Below are 14,609 nucleotides of genomic sequence, written 5' to 3'. Positions count from 1 at the left end.
AGAGTAGAGATATGACGGTCTGGATAGTGGTGTCAATCCTGGCGGTGGTTCTCAGTCCCCTGGCATGGCTGCGTCCGTCGCGGCGCCAGGGTGACCGGATGGCCCTGCGCATGGAGGCGCGCCGCATCGGCCTGGGCATGCAACTGGCGCCCCAGGAGTGGCCACACTGGCTGCCACAGGAACCGCCCAGCCCGTGCGCACAATACCATCGCCCGCGACGTGGCAAGGCGCCGCAATGCTGGAGCTATTGGCAGTGCGAGCCAGGGGTATGGGTCAATCAGTGGCGCGAAGTGCTCGCCGACGAGGCATTGCTGGTGCATTTCCGGACGTTGCCGGCCAATGTCTTCAAGGTCGAAGCGGATGCACAGATGATCGCGCTCTACTGGGGCGAGCGTGGCGAGGTCCAGGTGCTCCATGACATCGCTGCGGTGCTCAAGGCCCTGGCTTGAGGGTCATGGGTATTCCATCGGCCCGATCGTTGTTGCACCTTCCCTTCATAAAAAGTATCCCTATTTTCCACTAGGCTGTTTCTTGGAGTCTGGTAGGCCTGTTCCTGATTTTGTGCCTGACGTGGTGGCTTCGCTGATTATTGATTTTGTGAATGAAGCGCCATCAGGCCGGCTGCTGCAGCACCTGCGCGCCTGGAAAGTGACCGGAAAGTCGCATTTTTCGGGGTGTTTTCGGCAATTGACAATTGCCTCGAATTCCGTGAAGGTGTCCACACCCAAATCAAACGGGCGTATGAATTGAGCGTTTGTCTGACAGACGACTCTTACAGAATCCCGATTATCGCGTCGGCGGGTGTGCCTGGCGGCTTGGCGTAGCAGCGACGGTGACGTCAGCCGGGCCGGAAACCAGCGTTCGACGTGTACTGTTCAGCTTCCATATCGTGGAGATCAGTTGATGATTTACGAAGGTAAAGCCATCACGGTTAAGGCTCTTGAAAGTGGCATCGTCGAACTCAAGTTCGACCTCAAGGGTGAGTCCGTCAACAAGTTCAACCGTCTGACCCTGAACGAACTGCGTCAGGCGGTGGATACCATCAAGGCCGATGCCTCGGTCAAGGGTGTGATCGTCAGCAGTGGCAAGGACGTGTTCATCGTCGGCGCCGACATCACCGAATTTGTCGACAACTTCAAGTTGCCGGATGCCGAGCTCGTGGCGGGTAACCTCGAAGCCAACAGGATCTTCAGCGATTTCGAGGACCTGGCCGTTCCGACCGTCGCCGCGATCAACGGTATCGCCCTGGGTGGCGGCCTGGAAATGTGCCTGGCCGCGGATCTGCGGGTCATGTCCGCCAGTGCCAAGATCGGCCTGCCGGAAGTCAAGCTGGGCATCTATCCGGGCTTCGGCGGCACTGTCCGCCTGCCACGCCTGATCGGTGTGGACAACGCCATCGAGTGGATTGCCGCCGGTAAGGAAAATCGTGCCGAAGACGCCCTGAAGGTCGGCGCCGTCGATGCCGTGGTTGCTCCTGAGCAACTGCAGCAGGCCGCCTTGGACCTGGTCAAGCGCGCCATTTCCGGCGAGATCGACTACAAGGCCAAGCGCCAGCCGAAGCTGGACAAGCTCAAGCTCAACGCCATCGAGCAGATGATGGCGTTCGAAACCGCCAAGGGTTTCGTTGCCGGCCAGGCAGGTCCCAACTACCCGGCGCCGGTCGAAGCGATCAAGACCATCCAGAAGGCGGCCAACTTCGGTCGTGACAAGGCCCTGGAAATCGAAGCCGCCGGCTTCGTGAAACTGGCCAAGACCTCGGCTGCCGAAAGCCTGATCGGTCTGTTCCTGAATGACCAGGAACTGAAGAAAAAGGCCAAGGCCTACGACGAGATCGCCAAGGACGTGAAGCAGGCCGCCGTACTCGGCGCCGGCATCATGGGTGGCGGCATCGCCTATCAGTCGGCGTCCAAGGGCACGCCGATCCTGATGAAGGATATCAACGAACACGGTATCGAACAGGGCCTGGCCGAAGCCGCCAAGCTGCTGGTCGGTCGCGTCGACAAGGGCCGCATGACTGCGGCGAAGATGGCCGAAGTGCTCAATGGCATTCGCCCGACCCTGTCCTACGGTGACTTCGGCCACGTCGACCTGGTGGTCGAGGCCGTCGTCGAGAACCCGAAGGTCAAGCAGGCGGTGTTGGCTGAAGTGGAAGGCCAGGTCAAGGAAGATGCCATTCTGGCGTCGAACACCTCGACCATTTCCATCAGCCTGCTGGCCAAGGCCCTCAAGCGTCCGGAAAACTTTGTCGGCATGCACTTTTTCAACCCGGTGCACATGATGCCGCTGGTGGAAGTGATTCGTGGCGAGAAGTCCAGCGAGCAGGCGATTGCCACCACCGTGGCCTACGCCAAGAAGATGGGCAAGAACCCGATCGTGGTCAACGACTGCCCGGGCTTCCTGGTCAACCGCATTCTGTTCCCGTACTTCGGCGGTTTCGCCAAGCTGGTCAGCGCCGGTGTCGACTTCGTGCGCATCGACAAAATCATGGAGCGCTTCGGCTGGCCGATGGGCCCGGCCTACCTGATGGACGTGGTCGGTATCGACACCGGTCACCATGGTCGCGACGTGATGGCCGAAGGCTTCCCGGATCGCATGAAGGATGACCGCCGTTCGGCTGTCGACGCCTTGTACGAGGCCAAGCGCCTGGGCCAGAAGAACGGCAAGGGCTTCTACGCCTACGAGACCGACAAGCGCGGCAAGCAGAAGAAGGTCGCCGACCCATCCGTACTGGAAGTGCTCAAGCCGATCGTCTACGAGCAGCGTGAAGTGACCGACGAGGACATCATCAACTGGATGATGATCCCGCTGTGCCTGGAAACCGTGCGTTGCCTGGACGACGGTATTGTCGACACCGCCGCCGAAGCCGACATGGGCCTGGTCTACGGTATCGGTTTCCCTCCCTTCCGTGGCGGTGCGCTGCGCTACATCGATTCGATCGGTGTGGCCGAGTTCGTTGCCCTGGCTGACCAGTACGCCGATCTGGGCGCGCTGTACCACCCGACCGCGAAGCTGCGTGAAATGGCCAAGAACGGCCAGCGGTTCTTCGATTAAGCGCCCACACTAGAGCGAGAGTGAACTATATGAGCTTGAATCCTAGAGACGTCGTGATTGTCGACTTCGGTCGTACTCCGATGGGCCGCTCCAAGGGCGGCATGCACCGCAACACCCGTGCCGAGGACATGTCCGCGCACCTGATCAGCAAGCTGCTGGAGCGCAACGCCAAGGTCGACCCGAACGAAGTCGAGGACGTGATCTGGGGCTGCGTGAACCAGACCCTGGAGCAGGGCTGGAACATCGCGCGCATGGCCTCGCTGATGACCCAGATCCCGCACACTGCTGCCGGCCAGACCGTCAGCCGCCTGTGTGGTTCGTCGATGAGCGCGCTTCACACCGCAGCCCAGGCGATCATGACCGGCAATGGTGACGTTTTCGTCGTTGGCGGCGTCGAGCATATGGGCCATGTCGGCATGATGCACGGTGTCGACCCGAACCCGCACCTGTCGCTGTACGCGGCGAAAGCCTCGGGCATGATGGGCCTGACTGCCGAGATGCTCGGCAAGATGCACGGCATCACCCGTGAAGCGCAGGATGCCTTTGGCGTGCGTTCCCACCAGCTTGCCCACAAGGCGACTGTGGAAGGCAAGTTCAAGGACGAGATCATCCCGATGCAGGGTTATGACGAGGCTGGCTTCCTGAAGGTTTTCGACTACGACGAGACCATTCGCCCGGAAACCAACCTGGAAAGCCTGGCGGCACTGAAGCCGGCATTCAACCCGAAAGGTGGTACCGTGACCGCGGGTACGTCGTCGCAGATCACCGATGGTGCCTCGTGCATGATCGTGATGTCGGCGCAGCGTGCCCAGGATCTCGGTATCCAGCCGCTGGCGGTGATCCGCTCGATGGCGGTGGCCGGTGTCGATCCGGCGATCATGGGTTATGGTCCGGTACCGGCAACCCAGAAAGCCCTCAAGCGTGCCGGGTTGTCGATTGCCGACATCGACTTCTTCGAGCTCAACGAAGCCTTCGCCGCACAGGCCCTGCCAGTGTTGAAGGACCTGAAAGTGCTCGACAAGATGGACGAGAAGGTTAACCTGCACGGCGGTGCCATCGCCCTGGGCCACCCATTCGGTTGCTCTGGTGCACGGATTTCCGGCACTCTGCTGAACGTGATGAAGCAGAATGGCGGCACCTTCGGGGTTTCCACCATGTGCATCGGCCTCGGCCAGGGCATTGCTACCGTCTTCGAACGCGTCTAAGCGTTTCGGTGACGGAAACCGGGGCCTGGTGCCCCGGTTTTTGTTTTTCTGAAATTTTTTATTTTATTTTGTAAGAGGGCCGATACATGAACTTGCAACCAGGGCTCTATCAGCATTACAAGGGACCGCAGTACCGCGTTTTCAGCGTCGCACGGCATTCCGAGACCGAGGAGGAGGTGGTGTTCTACCAGGCCCTGTATGGCGAATACGGCTTCTGGGTACGCCCCTTGAGCATGTTCCTGGAGTCGGTCGAGGTTGACGGCGAACGTGTCCCACGCTTTGCTTTGGTGCAGGCCGAGCCAAGTATTTTTTCCAAGGCCTGAGGGGCGGTCGCGCAGAACCCTGCGCTTGACCTCATCTTGTTGCCACTATATATAGCGGTGCCGCGCCAGGCGCGGGCTGCGCTCTCACTTCTAGCATTCAGGAATTTTCCGATCCATGGGCAAATCGCTGGTCATTGTGGAATCCCCGGCTAAGGCCAAGACCATCAACAAGTATCTGGGAACCCAGTACGTGGTGAAGTCGAGTATCGGCCATATCCGAGACCTGCCCACCAGCGGTTCGGCCAGTGCCGCCAAGGAACCTGCCGCCAAGCGTGGCAAGGCCGCTGCCGGCGAGGCGCCGGCACTCTCGGCAAAGGAGAAGGCGCGCAAGCAGCTGGTCTCGCGCATGGGTGTCGACCCGGATCACGGCTGGAAGGCCCGCTACGAGATCCTTCCCGGCAAGGAGAAGGTGATCGAGGAGCTGCGCCGGCTCGCCAAGGATGCCGACACCATCTATCTCGCAACCGACTTGGATCGCGAGGGGGAAGCCATTGCCTGGCACCTGCGCGAAGCCATCGGTGGGGATGACAGCCGCTACAAGCGGGTGGTGTTCAACGAAATCACCAAGAAGGCGATCCAGGATGCCTTCTCAGCTCCTGGCGAGCTGGATATCGATCGGGTCAACGCCCAGCAGGCGCGCCGCTTCCTCGACCGCGTGGTCGGCTACATGGTTTCGCCGCTGTTGTGGGCGAAGATCGCCCGTGGCCTGTCCGCGGGTCGTGTGCAGTCGGTGGCGGTGAAGCTGGTGGTCGAGCGTGAGCGCGAGATTCGTGCGTTCAACCCGGAAGAATACTGGGAAGTCCACGCCGACCTCGGCACCGCCAAGGGCGCCAAGGTGCGCTTCGACGTCGCGCGGGAAAACGGCGAGGCCTTCAAACCGCTGAACGAAGCCCAGGCCATGGCGGCACTGGAAAAGCTCAAGGCCTCGACCTACACCATTGCCAAGCGTGAGGACAAGCCGACCAGCAGCAAGCCGTCGGCACCGTTCATCACCTCCACCCTGCAGCAGGCCGCGAGCAACCGCCTGGGCTTCGGTGTGAAGAAGACCATGATGATGGCCCAGCGCTTGTATGAAGCCGGCTACATCACCTACATGCGTACCGACTCCACCAACCTCTCGGCCGACGCCGTGGCGATGGCGCGGACCTACATCGAGGGCGAGTTCGGCGCGAAATACCTGCCGTCCGCACCTAACGTCTACAGCAGCAAGGAAGGCGCCCAGGAGGCGCACGAGGCGATCCGTCCTTCCGACGTCAACACCGACCCGAGCAAGCTGTCGGGCATGGAGCGTGACGCCGAGCGGCTGTACGAGCTTATCTGGCGCCAGTTCGTGGCCTGCCAGATGCTGCCGGCGCAATACCTGTCGACCACCGTCAGCGTTGCCGCTGGCGACTTCGAGTTGCGCGCCAAGGGCCGTATCCTCAAGTTCGACGGTTACACCCGCGTGCTGCCACAACTGAGCAAGCCGGGCGACGATGATGTCCTGCCGGACATGGGTCAGGGCGAAGTGCTTAAGCTGATCCAGCTCGACCCGAGCCAGCACTTCACCAAGCCGCCGGCGCGTTACTCCGAAGCCAGCCTGGTCAAGGAAATGGAAAAACGCGGTATTGGTCGCCCGTCGACCTATGCGGCGATCATTTCCACCATCCAGGACCGTGGCTATGTGGCGTTGCACAACCGCCGCTTCTACTCCGAGAAGATGGGTGACATCGTTACCGAGCGCCTGGCCGAAAGCTTCTCGAACCTGATGGACTATGGCTTCACCGCGGGCATGGAGGAGAACCTCGATGACGTGGCCCAGGGCGAGCGCGACTGGAAGAACGTGCTGGACGAGTTCTACGGCGACTTCAAGAAGAAGCTCGAAGTGGCCGAGGGCGCGGAAAACGGCATGCGTGCCAACCAGCCGGTGATGACCGACATTCCGTGCCAGACCTGTGGCCGGCCGATGCAGATCCGTACCGCCTCGACGGGCGTGTTCCTCGGTTGCTCGGGCTACAGCCTGCCGCCGAAAGAACGTTGCAAGGCCACCGTGAACCTGGTTCCGGGTGACGAGATCGCGGCGGACGACGAGGGTGAATCGGAGTCCCTGGTGCTGCGTGGCAAGCATCGCTGCCCGATCTGCAGCACGGCGATGGATGCCTATCTGCTGGATGAGAAGCGCAAGCTGCACATCTGTGGCAACAACCCGGATTGTGCCGGCTACGAGATCGAAGAAGGCAACTACCGGATCAAGGGTTATGAAGGCCCGAGCCTGGAGTGCGACAAGTGTGGCAGCGAGATGCAGCTCAAGACCGGCCGTTTTGGCAAGTTCTTCGGTTGCACCAATCCGGCCTGCAAGAACACCCGCAAGCTCCTGAAAAGCGGTGATGCGGCACCGCCGAAGATGGACCCGGTGAAGATGCCGGAGCTCAAGTGCGAGAAGGTCGACGACACCTACATTCTGCGCGATGGTGCTTCCGGCCTGTTCCTGGCGGCGAGCCAGTTCCCGAAAAACCGTGAGACCCGTGCGCCGTTGGTGCTCGAAATCGTTCCGCACAAGGACGAAATCGATCCCAAGTATCACTTCCTCTGTGCGGCACCGCAGAAGGACCCGGACGGCCGTCCGGCGGTTATCCGCTACAGCCGCAAGACCAAGGAGCAGTATGTGCAGACCGAGGTTGATGGCAAGCCGACTGGCTGGAAGGCGTTCTACGACAGCGGCAAGTGGAAGGTGGAAGACAAGCGCCAGGGTGCCTGATTCGGTTGCTCCCTTGGGCCATGGCCTTCTCAAGTCCAGGGCCTGATGCAATCCCAGGACTTGGTGCACATCCAGGGCCTGTGTAATCCAGGACTTGATGCAGATGCCTGGCCTGATGCAAATCCCTGTAGGAGCAGGGCTTGCCCGCGAATGGGCCCTCATGGGCGCCAAAAGCTTCGCGAGCAAGCTCTGCTCCTTCAAGGGGAGCGTGTGTGGTCTCTTTTTTGGAGTGCGCCTTCATGGCCAATGAACTCTATACCCGTACCAACCAGAAGATTTTCTACGCTGGCCTCGCTCTGGAAGCCCTTGGCAAGGCTGAGGAAAGCCGGGCGATGAACGCTCTGGCGCTGACCCAGGCTGAGCGTGAGGCTGCGGTTTTTCATCTGTATGGCGCCTTGCTCGGGCTGTGCCATGAGATCGCCGGTTTCTATCGCCTGCCCCAGGCCGGTGCCCCGCGTGCCGAGCTGTTGCTGACCCGTGAGGTGCTGGAGTCCATTGCCATTCCGGAAATGGCCGAATTGGTTGAGCTGGCCCACAGCCCGCAAACCTGGCTGGCGCGGTTGATCGCTGCCCACTCCGCGCTGTACCTGCCACCCCAGGCGCCCAGGAAGCCAAAGGGTGACGTGCTGCAGCCATTGATCGAGGCGGTCAGCCTGGATGAAGAGGTGGCCCCTGAATTGGGTCGTGAGGAGTTGGAGAGCTGGCGGCAGAACCTCAAGGCGCTGGCGATTCGCTTCCGTGACGGGCTCAGTGAGTGCTGAGTTCGTCGGGGCGGGTGTAGGTCCCGTCTGTCAGCTGTTCATCAGGCCGTCACGAAAGCTGTTGAGATCTTGAGCGAGTTGCCATGAATGACTGGTATAATGCCAGCCGCCTTTCGTGGAGAACAGACTGTCATGCCTACGTCCTTTCTAGAAATTGTCGAGCTGCCGGACGGCCGTATCGAGCTGCGCCGCGCCGAGGACGAAGGTTCTCTGGTGACCCTGAATTTCTCCGAGGATGCCAAGGCATTCCTGCAGGGCCAGCATGTCGAGGTGGCCAAGGCCATGTTGAGCGTTGGTGTGCAGATGGCAGGGCGTTTGGTGGAAGGCGAACTCGAAAAGGAAGAAGACGGTCCGCGGGTTCTTCACTGATCCCGATCGTGCCTGATCCAGGCGGCGTCTGTGTGAATAGTTGGTCCTGAGCGGCTTCCCTGTCCTGGAGAAGCCCTGTAGGGCAGGTGCAAGGAACCTGCCTGCGATTGCTGTCTCTCTTTGGTCCGGCTTCAACCCAAGCGAATATTCAGGCTTTGTGCATCGCCCTTGCGCGCGGCGTTGATCAATTGCTGGCGGGCGCTGCTGCCCAGGGGGTTCAGCCAGCTGACCACGGTATGGCTGCGACCCAGGCGCAGGGCTTCGCAGGCCAGTTGTTGGGCGCTTTGCGCGCTGCTGGGTTGCAGCAGCAGGATTCGCTCGCGGTTCAGTCCGGCTTCCCTCAGCCAGGCCTGGGTGACGCTGGCAGGCGGGGCAATCAGGGTCAGCCAGCGGGCGTCCTGGTCCTGGCTCAGTTCGCGCAGGATGGGGGCCAGCAGGCTCATGCAATTCCCGCCACGCAACGACAATTCGCTGAAGGCCTCGGGTTCGGTGCTCCAGGGTGTTTCGACCACCTCCTTCAGGACAGGAGCCAGTGGCTGCATCATGAAGGCTTCGAACAAGGGCAGTTGCGCATGTTGTGGAGTCTGGAATTGCATGACGCCTCCTTCAGCGGCGAATGACGCCGACGCTCAAACCTTCGATGACGAAGTCCTGTTCTTTCAGGTTGACTTCGATGGGGGCGAATTCGGGGTTTTCCGCCAGCAGCCAGACCTTGCTGCCCTCGCGCTTGAAGCGCTTGACGGTGACTTCCTCGCCAATACGGGCCACGACGATCTGGCCGTTACGGGCTTCGCGGCAGGTGTGCACCGCCAGCAGGTCGCCATCGAAAATGCCGACATCCTTCATGCTCATGCCGTGGACGCGCAGCAGATAATCGGCCCGCGGATGGAAGAAGGTGGGGTTGATATTGCAGGACTCCTCGACATGTTGCTCGGCGAGGATAGGGGCGCCGGCAGCGACACGACCGATGATCGGCAGGGTGGACTCGTCGACCTTGGCTTCGAAGCCGGGAATGCGAATGCCGCGGGAAGCTCCAGGCGTCATTTCGATCGCACCCTTGCGGGCCAGGGCCTTGAGGTGTTCTTCGGCCGCGTTCGGCGACTTGAAGCCCAGTTCCTGGGCGATCTCCGCACGGGTGGGCGGATAGCCGTTGTCATCGAGGCAGCGTTTGATAAAAGCCAGAATCTCAGCTTGGCGAGGCGTCAGTTTTAGCATTTCGATTGCTCTGTCTTTTTATACAGTGACTGGAATTATATACAGTGCAGGGCACTTGGCAATCCTCCTTTTCAAGGCGCCCGCCAGACGGTTGTCGAAAAGGGTGTCGATTTCCACCGCGAGGGCCGTGCTACAGGCAGCGGGTTCTATGATTTAATACCTGACTGCCTGGCCGGAACAGGACCGGCAGACTTGACATTCCACGGGCTGAAACGTATGTTTCAAACAAGTGTTTGTCAGGCGGAGTAGTCATGGCCCAGTCGGAAACCGTTGAACGCATTCTCGATGCTGCCGAGCAGTTGTTCGCGGAAAAAGGTTTCGCCGAGACCTCGTTGCGATTGATCACCAGCAAGGCAGGGGTCAACCTCGCGGCGGTGAACTACCATTTCGGCTCGAAAAAGGCCTTGATCCAGGCGGTATTCTCGCGATTCCTCGGGCCGTTCTGCGCCAGCCTCGATCGCGAGCTGGAGCGCCGCCAGGCAAGGCCCGAGGTCAAGCCGAGCCTGGAAGAACTGCTGGAAATCCTCGTCGAGCAGGCCCTGGTGGTCCAGCCGCGCAGCGGCAACGACCTGTCTATCTTCATGCGTCTGCTGGGCTTGGCCTTCAGCCAGAGCCAGGGACACCTGCGGCGTTATCTGGAAGACATGTACGGCAAGGTATTCCGTCGTTACATGCTGCTGGTCAACGAGGCGGCTCCGCGCATTCCTCCGATCGAACTGTTCTGGCGCGTGCACTTCATGCTCGGTGCGGCCGCGTTCAGCATGTCCGGGATCAAGGCCTTGCGGGCGATCGCCGAGACCGACTTCGGCGTCAACACCTCGATCGAAACCGTGATGCGCCTGATGGTGCCATTCCTCGCGGCGGGCATGCGTGCCGACAGTGGCGTGACCGACGAAACCATGGCCGCCGCGCAACTGCGTCCTCGCAACAAATCGGCGGCGCCTGTCGTCAAGGCGTGACGCATTCGGGTGGGCGTGCAGGTCTTGATCCGCTAAGCTTGCCGCCCATGTCCGATTCCCTTGAGTTTCATTCTTTCCCTCTTGCTGTTCGTCTGCCGGATGCGTTCCACGGCAGCGTGTTCGCGCGCCTGGTGGTTTTTCCGACGGCTCTTTTTCACAAGGATTCCCTATGAGTACTGCCCTGCAAGGCTCCCTGATGGTCGATATCGCCGGCACCTGGCTGACGGCCGAGGATCGCCAATTGTTGCGCCAGCCGCAGGTAGGCGGGCTGATCATCTTTGCGCGCAATATCGAGAGTCCGCGCCAGGTCCGTGAGCTGAGTGCGTCGATCCGCGCCATTCGTCCCGACCTGCTGCTTGCGGTCGACCAGGAAGGCGGGCGAGTACAGCGTTTACGCCAGGGCTTCGTACGCCTGCCGGCGATGCGGGCGATTGCCGACAACCCGAATGCCGAGCGCCTGGCCGAGCATTGCGGCTGGCTGATGGCGACCGAGGTGCTGGCGGTTGGGCTCGACCTGAGTTTTGCCCCGGTGCTCGACCTGGACTATCAGCGCAGTGCGGTGGTCGGCAGTCGCTCTTTCGAGGGTGATCCCGAGCGGGCGGCGCTGCTCGCCGGGGCGTTCATCCGTGGTATGAAGACGGCCGGGATGGCGGCCACCGGCAAGCATTTCCCCGGCCATGGCTGGGCCGAGGCAGATTCCCATGTGGCGATTCCGGTCGATGAGCGCAGCCTGGAGACCCTTCGTGCCCATGACCTGGTGCCGTTCGCCCGCCTGAGCCAGCAGTTGGCCGCGGTGATGCCGGCCCATGTGATTTATCCACAGGTCGATGCCCAGCCTGCCGGTTTCTCGCGGCGCTGGTTGCAGGAGATTCTGCGGGGCGAGTTGCAGTTCGACGGGGTGATCTTCAGTGATGACCTGTCCATGGCCGGGGCTCATGTGGTCGGTGATGCGGCGAGCCGGATCGAGGCGGCGTTGTCGGCCGGTTGCGACATGGGCCTGGTGTGCAATGACCGGGCGGCGGCTGAGCTGGCCCTGAGTGCAGCACAGCGGCTCAAGGTGACGCCGTCGGCGCGGATCTCTCGGATGCGCGGCCAGGGCTTTGCCCGCACTGATTATCGACAGGAGCCGCGGTGGCTGGAGGCGCTGGGAGCGCTGCGGGACGCGCAGCTTATTGACTGAGTTGCATTGTGTTCGAGGGCCTCTTCGCGGGCAAGCCCGGCTCCTACAGGATATGCGCCATATATCAGGCGGCACGTAGCCTGTAGGAGCCGGGCTTGCCCGCGAAGCGTTTAAGGCGGCTCAGCGCCCGGTTTTCTTGTCGGGCAGCGGCGCGAACAGCGCCTCGATGTCCTCATTCTGCAACTGCCAGTCCCCGGCCTGGCGTCCGTCGAGCACGCCAGCGGCCAGGTCGGACTTTTCCTGTTGCAGGTGCTGGATCTTTTCCTCGACCGTGCCGCGGGCGATCATCTTGTAGACGAACACCGGCTTTTCCTGGCCGATCCGGTACGCGCGGTCGGTCGCCTGGTTCTCCGCCGCCGGGTTCCACCACGGATCGTAGTGGATCACGGTGTCGGCCTCGGTGAGGTTCAGACCGACGCCGCCAGCCTTGAGGCTGATCAGGAAAATCTGCAGTTTCCCGCTCTGGAAGTCCTTCACCGGCGTGCGTCGATCGCGGGTCTGTCCGGTCAGCAAGCCGTAGGTGATGTGGCGCTTTTTCAGCTCCGCCTCGATCAGTGACAGCATCGAGGTGAATTGCGAAAACAGCAGGATCCGTCGACCCTCGGCGAACAGTTCCTCGAGCATTTCCATCAGGCTGTCGAGCTTGCCCGAAGCGCTGCCGCGGGTGGGCAGCGCCGCGTCGTTGACCAGGCGCAGGTCGCAGCAGACCTGGCGCAGCTTGAGCAGTGCTTCAAGGATGATGATCTGGCTGCGGGCCACGCCCTTGCGGGTGATCTCGTCGCGGACCTTCTTGTCCATGGCCAGGCGCATGGTCTCGTAGACGTCGCGCTGCGCCTCGTTGAGTTCGACCCAGTGGATGATTTCGGTCTTCGGCGGCAGTTCGGTTGCCACCTGCTCCTTGGTGCGGCGCAGCAGGAACGGTTTGATCCGGCCGTTCAGGTGCTGCAGGCGAACTTCACTGGCGTGTTTCTCGATGGGCACGCGGTAGTCGCGGTTGAAGCTCTTGGCATCCCCCAGCCAGCCCGGCAGCAGGAAGTGGAACAGTGACCATAGCTCGCCCAGGTGGTTTTCCAATGGTGTCCCGCTCAGGCACAGGCGTTGTCGTGCTTGAAGTTCGCGGGTCGCCTGGGCGGCCTTGCTGCCGGGGTTCTTGATGTATTGCGCTTCATCGAGCACCAGCACATGCAGCGGCTGGGCCTTGAGCTTGTCGATGTCCTTGGGCAGCAGGGCGTAGGTGGTGAGGATCAGGTCGTAGTCGCCCAGATGCTCGAAATGCTTCTTGCGGGCCGCGCCATACAGCGCCAGCACCTTCAGTTGCGGCGTGAAATGCGCCGCCTCGTCGAGCCAGTTGGGGATCAGGCTGGTGGGCATCACCACCATGCATGGGCGATCCAGGCGGCCGGCGTTCTTTTCGCTGAGGATGTGCGCCAGGGTCTGCAGGGTCTTGCCCAGACCCATGTCGTCGGCCAGGATGCCGCCGACCTCCAGTTGCCGTAGCGATTGCATCCAGCTCAGGCCTTCGTGCTGGTACGGGCGCAGGGTGGCATTGAGGCCTTCGGGCATGCTCGCGCTGTATTCACGGATGTCGCGCAGGCGCTCGGCCAGGCTGCGGATCTGTGCACCGCCTTCCCACAGTAGCGGCAACCCGTCGAGGGGATTGAGCCGGGTGGCATCGGCATTGCTCAGGCGTAGCGTGGTGCTGCCGGGCTCCTCCAGGTAGAACTCGCCGAGGGTGGTCAGTACCGGCTTGAGTCGTCCGTAGGGCAGCGCCACCTGGAGAGGGCCGTGGCTGCCGCTGGGGGAGGCGGGGATGTTCACCAGGATCAGTTCGTCGTCCCGGCGCCGCGCCAGTCGCTCGGGGTTGAGCAGTTCAGTGTGCGAGCGCATCAGGTTGAGCAGGATCGGCAGCAGGCTCAGGCGCTCGCCGTTGACGATGATGCCCAGCTCAAGGTCGAACCAGTCGCGCTCCGGTGCCTCATCGACGGTGGCGTACCAGTCGTCGACGGTGCTCAGGTCGAAGCCGAAGTCTTCGTCGATCTGCAACTCCCAGCCCAGCTCGCGCAGGCCTGGCAGCTCGTTGAGGGTGAAGTTCAGCCAGGCGCTGTCATTGACCATCTCGTACAGTTCGCCGGCGCTTTCCGGTAATGCCTTGCTTTGTCGGGTGGCGATCTTGAAACCAAGCAGGCGCAGTTGTTCGCGACAGGCCTTTTCCGCCTCGGCCTGGCGCTTGATACGCAGGGTCTGCTGTTCCTGGCGCAGGATCACGTCGGCATTTTTCTGGCCGCTGGCGTACTCGCCGAGGTAATTGAAGGACAGCGCCGCACGGTGCTGGATATAGCGCTGCATGCGCCCGTTGCGCGGTTCGAAGGCGCTGAACTCGACACTGGCCAGCCACAGTCTCGGCACCGGCTGGACGTCGTCTACCAGTTGCTGGGGTGGTGGCGGCGGACGCGCATCGAGTACCGCCTGGAGTTTCTCCAGCAGCTCGGCGTCTTTCTCGGCGGCCGGATAGGCCAGGGTTTCCTGGACTTTCAGCAGTACTGCGGCGGTGTGCTTGCAGTTGCTGCGGACCGGGCAGGTGCAAGTGGCATCGATGATCAGCAGGGTGCCCTTGGCCGATTCGCGAAGGTGGATGGTCTGGCGGTAGACATTGCCGCCGGAGCCCTCGCAACTGGCGGTGATGGTGCTGTCACCGGCTTCGACGATCCTCACCCGGTTCTCGATCGCGTAGCGTCGACCGCGTTCCAGGCTCTGCTCCTTGAAGCGGCTGGCCCATGACGGTGCGAGCGGCTTCGTCATGACGGGCGTC

At 61.8% G+C, this 14,609-nt stretch carries 12 protein-coding genes; 9 read left to right on the top strand and 3 right to left on the bottom strand.

Going from position 1 to position 14,609, the window contains the following annotated elements; translation table 11 throughout:
- Nucleotides 1-11: 11 nt before the first annotated feature.
- From AC6I6U_RS26315 to AC6I6U_RS26285, 7 genes are all read left to right on the top strand, one after another.
- Nucleotides 12-449 (top strand): hypothetical protein, encoded by a 438-nt coding sequence (locus tag AC6I6U_RS26315; protein ID WP_497878912.1) that lies wholly within the window; start codon nucleotides 12-14, stop codon nucleotides 447-449.
- A gap of 454 nt (nucleotides 450-903) precedes the next feature.
- Nucleotides 904-3,051, top strand: coding sequence for a fatty acid oxidation complex subunit alpha FadB (gene fadB / locus AC6I6U_RS26310; protein WP_497878911.1), 2,148 nt, complete (start codon nucleotides 904-906; stop codon nucleotides 3,049-3,051).
- 29 nt (nucleotides 3,052-3,080) lie between these two features.
- Complete coding sequence (gene fadA / locus AC6I6U_RS26305) at nucleotides 3,081-4,256, top strand: acetyl-CoA C-acyltransferase FadA (RefSeq protein ID WP_497878910.1); 1,176 nt, start codon at nucleotides 3,081-3,083, stop codon at nucleotides 4,254-4,256.
- A gap of 86 nt (nucleotides 4,257-4,342) precedes the next feature.
- A complete protein-coding gene (locus AC6I6U_RS26300; RefSeq protein WP_497878909.1) occupies nucleotides 4,343-4,579 on the top strand; it encodes a DUF1653 domain-containing protein in 237 nt (78 codons plus the stop codon).
- Between the two features lie 115 nt (nucleotides 4,580-4,694).
- Entirely contained in the window at nucleotides 4,695-7,316 is a 2,622-nt protein-coding gene (topA, locus tag AC6I6U_RS26295) for a type I DNA topoisomerase (RefSeq protein ID WP_497878908.1), read from the top strand.
- Nucleotides 7,317-7,555: 239 nt separating this feature from the next.
- Complete coding sequence (locus AC6I6U_RS26290; protein ID WP_497878907.1) at nucleotides 7,556-8,077, top strand: DUF6586 family protein; 522 nt, start codon at nucleotides 7,556-7,558, stop codon at nucleotides 8,075-8,077.
- Nucleotides 8,078-8,209: 132 nt separating this feature from the next.
- The gene (locus AC6I6U_RS26285) at nucleotides 8,210-8,446 is read left to right on the top strand and encodes a hypothetical protein (RefSeq protein ID WP_497878906.1); all 237 of its coding nucleotides are present in this window, start codon (nucleotides 8,210-8,212) and stop codon (nucleotides 8,444-8,446) included.
- A 131-nt stretch (nucleotides 8,447-8,577) separates the two neighbouring features.
- Here the strand turns inward: AC6I6U_RS26285 and sulA are convergent, their stop codons facing one another.
- Both sulA and lexA read right to left on the bottom strand, forming a co-directional pair.
- Nucleotides 8,578-9,042 (bottom strand): SOS-induced cell division inhibitor SulA, encoded by a 465-nt coding sequence (sulA, locus tag AC6I6U_RS26280; protein WP_497878905.1) that lies wholly within the window; start codon nucleotides 9,040-9,042, stop codon nucleotides 8,578-8,580.
- 10 nt (nucleotides 9,043-9,052) lie between these two features.
- Entirely contained in the window at nucleotides 9,053-9,661 is a 609-nt protein-coding gene (lexA, locus tag AC6I6U_RS26275; protein WP_026145583.1) for a transcriptional repressor LexA, read from the bottom strand.
- Between the two features lie 251 nt (nucleotides 9,662-9,912).
- On the opposite strand from lexA, the gene AC6I6U_RS26270 reads away from it, so the two are divergent.
- Nucleotides 9,913-10,620 carry a TetR/AcrR family transcriptional regulator gene (locus tag AC6I6U_RS26270; protein WP_497878904.1) on the top strand — a complete coding sequence of 236 codons (708 nt, stop codon included), beginning with the start codon at nucleotides 9,913-9,915 and terminating at the stop codon, nucleotides 10,618-10,620.
- Between the two features lie 181 nt (nucleotides 10,621-10,801).
- Nucleotides 10,802-11,800, top strand: a complete 999-nt coding sequence (gene nagZ / locus AC6I6U_RS26265) for a beta-N-acetylhexosaminidase (RefSeq protein WP_497883107.1) — start codon at nucleotides 10,802-10,804, stop codon at nucleotides 11,798-11,800.
- 120 nt (nucleotides 11,801-11,920) lie between these two features.
- On the opposite strand, the gene AC6I6U_RS26260 is transcribed toward nagZ, so the two are convergent.
- Nucleotides 11,921-14,599: an SNF2-related protein gene (locus AC6I6U_RS26260; RefSeq protein ID WP_497878903.1), complete on the bottom strand. Its 2,679-nt coding sequence runs from the start codon at nucleotides 14,597-14,599 to the stop codon at nucleotides 11,921-11,923.
- Between the last annotated feature and the right edge of the window lie 10 nt (nucleotides 14,600-14,609).

This window comes from Pseudomonas sp. UTLPPB19802, assembly GCF_059730225.1.
Note: the sequence above shows the minus strand (reverse complement) of the source record. Positions and strands in the feature narration are given on the sequence as shown.

Excerpts from the sequence above, each read along its gene's own strand:
- AC6I6U_RS26315 (WP_497878912.1), top strand. The coding sequence starts at position 12 with ATGACGGTCTGGATAGTGGTGTCAATCCTGGCGGTGGTTCTCAGTCCC.
- fadB (WP_497878911.1), top strand. The coding sequence starts at position 904 with ATGATTTACGAAGGTAAAGCCATCACGGTTAAGGCTCTTGAAAGTGGC.
- fadA (WP_497878910.1), top strand. The coding sequence starts at position 3,081 with ATGAGCTTGAATCCTAGAGACGTCGTGATTGTCGACTTCGGTCGTACT.
- AC6I6U_RS26300 (WP_497878909.1), top strand. The coding sequence starts at position 4,343 with ATGAACTTGCAACCAGGGCTCTATCAGCATTACAAGGGACCGCAGTAC.
- topA (WP_497878908.1), top strand. The coding sequence starts at position 4,695 with ATGGGCAAATCGCTGGTCATTGTGGAATCCCCGGCTAAGGCCAAGACC.
- AC6I6U_RS26290 (WP_497878907.1), top strand. The coding sequence starts at position 7,556 with ATGGCCAATGAACTCTATACCCGTACCAACCAGAAGATTTTCTACGCT.
- AC6I6U_RS26285 (WP_497878906.1), top strand. The coding sequence starts at position 8,210 with ATGCCTACGTCCTTTCTAGAAATTGTCGAGCTGCCGGACGGCCGTATC.
- sulA (WP_497878905.1), bottom strand. The coding sequence starts at position 9,042 with ATGCAATTCCAGACTCCACAACATGCGCAACTGCCCTTGTTCGAAGCC.
- lexA (WP_026145583.1), bottom strand. The coding sequence starts at position 9,661 with ATGCTAAAACTGACGCCTCGCCAAGCTGAGATTCTGGCTTTTATCAAA.
- AC6I6U_RS26270 (WP_497878904.1), top strand. The coding sequence starts at position 9,913 with ATGGCCCAGTCGGAAACCGTTGAACGCATTCTCGATGCTGCCGAGCAG.
- AC6I6U_RS26260 (WP_497878903.1), bottom strand. The coding sequence starts at position 14,599 with ATGACGAAGCCGCTCGCACCGTCATGGGCCAGCCGCTTCAAGGAGCAG.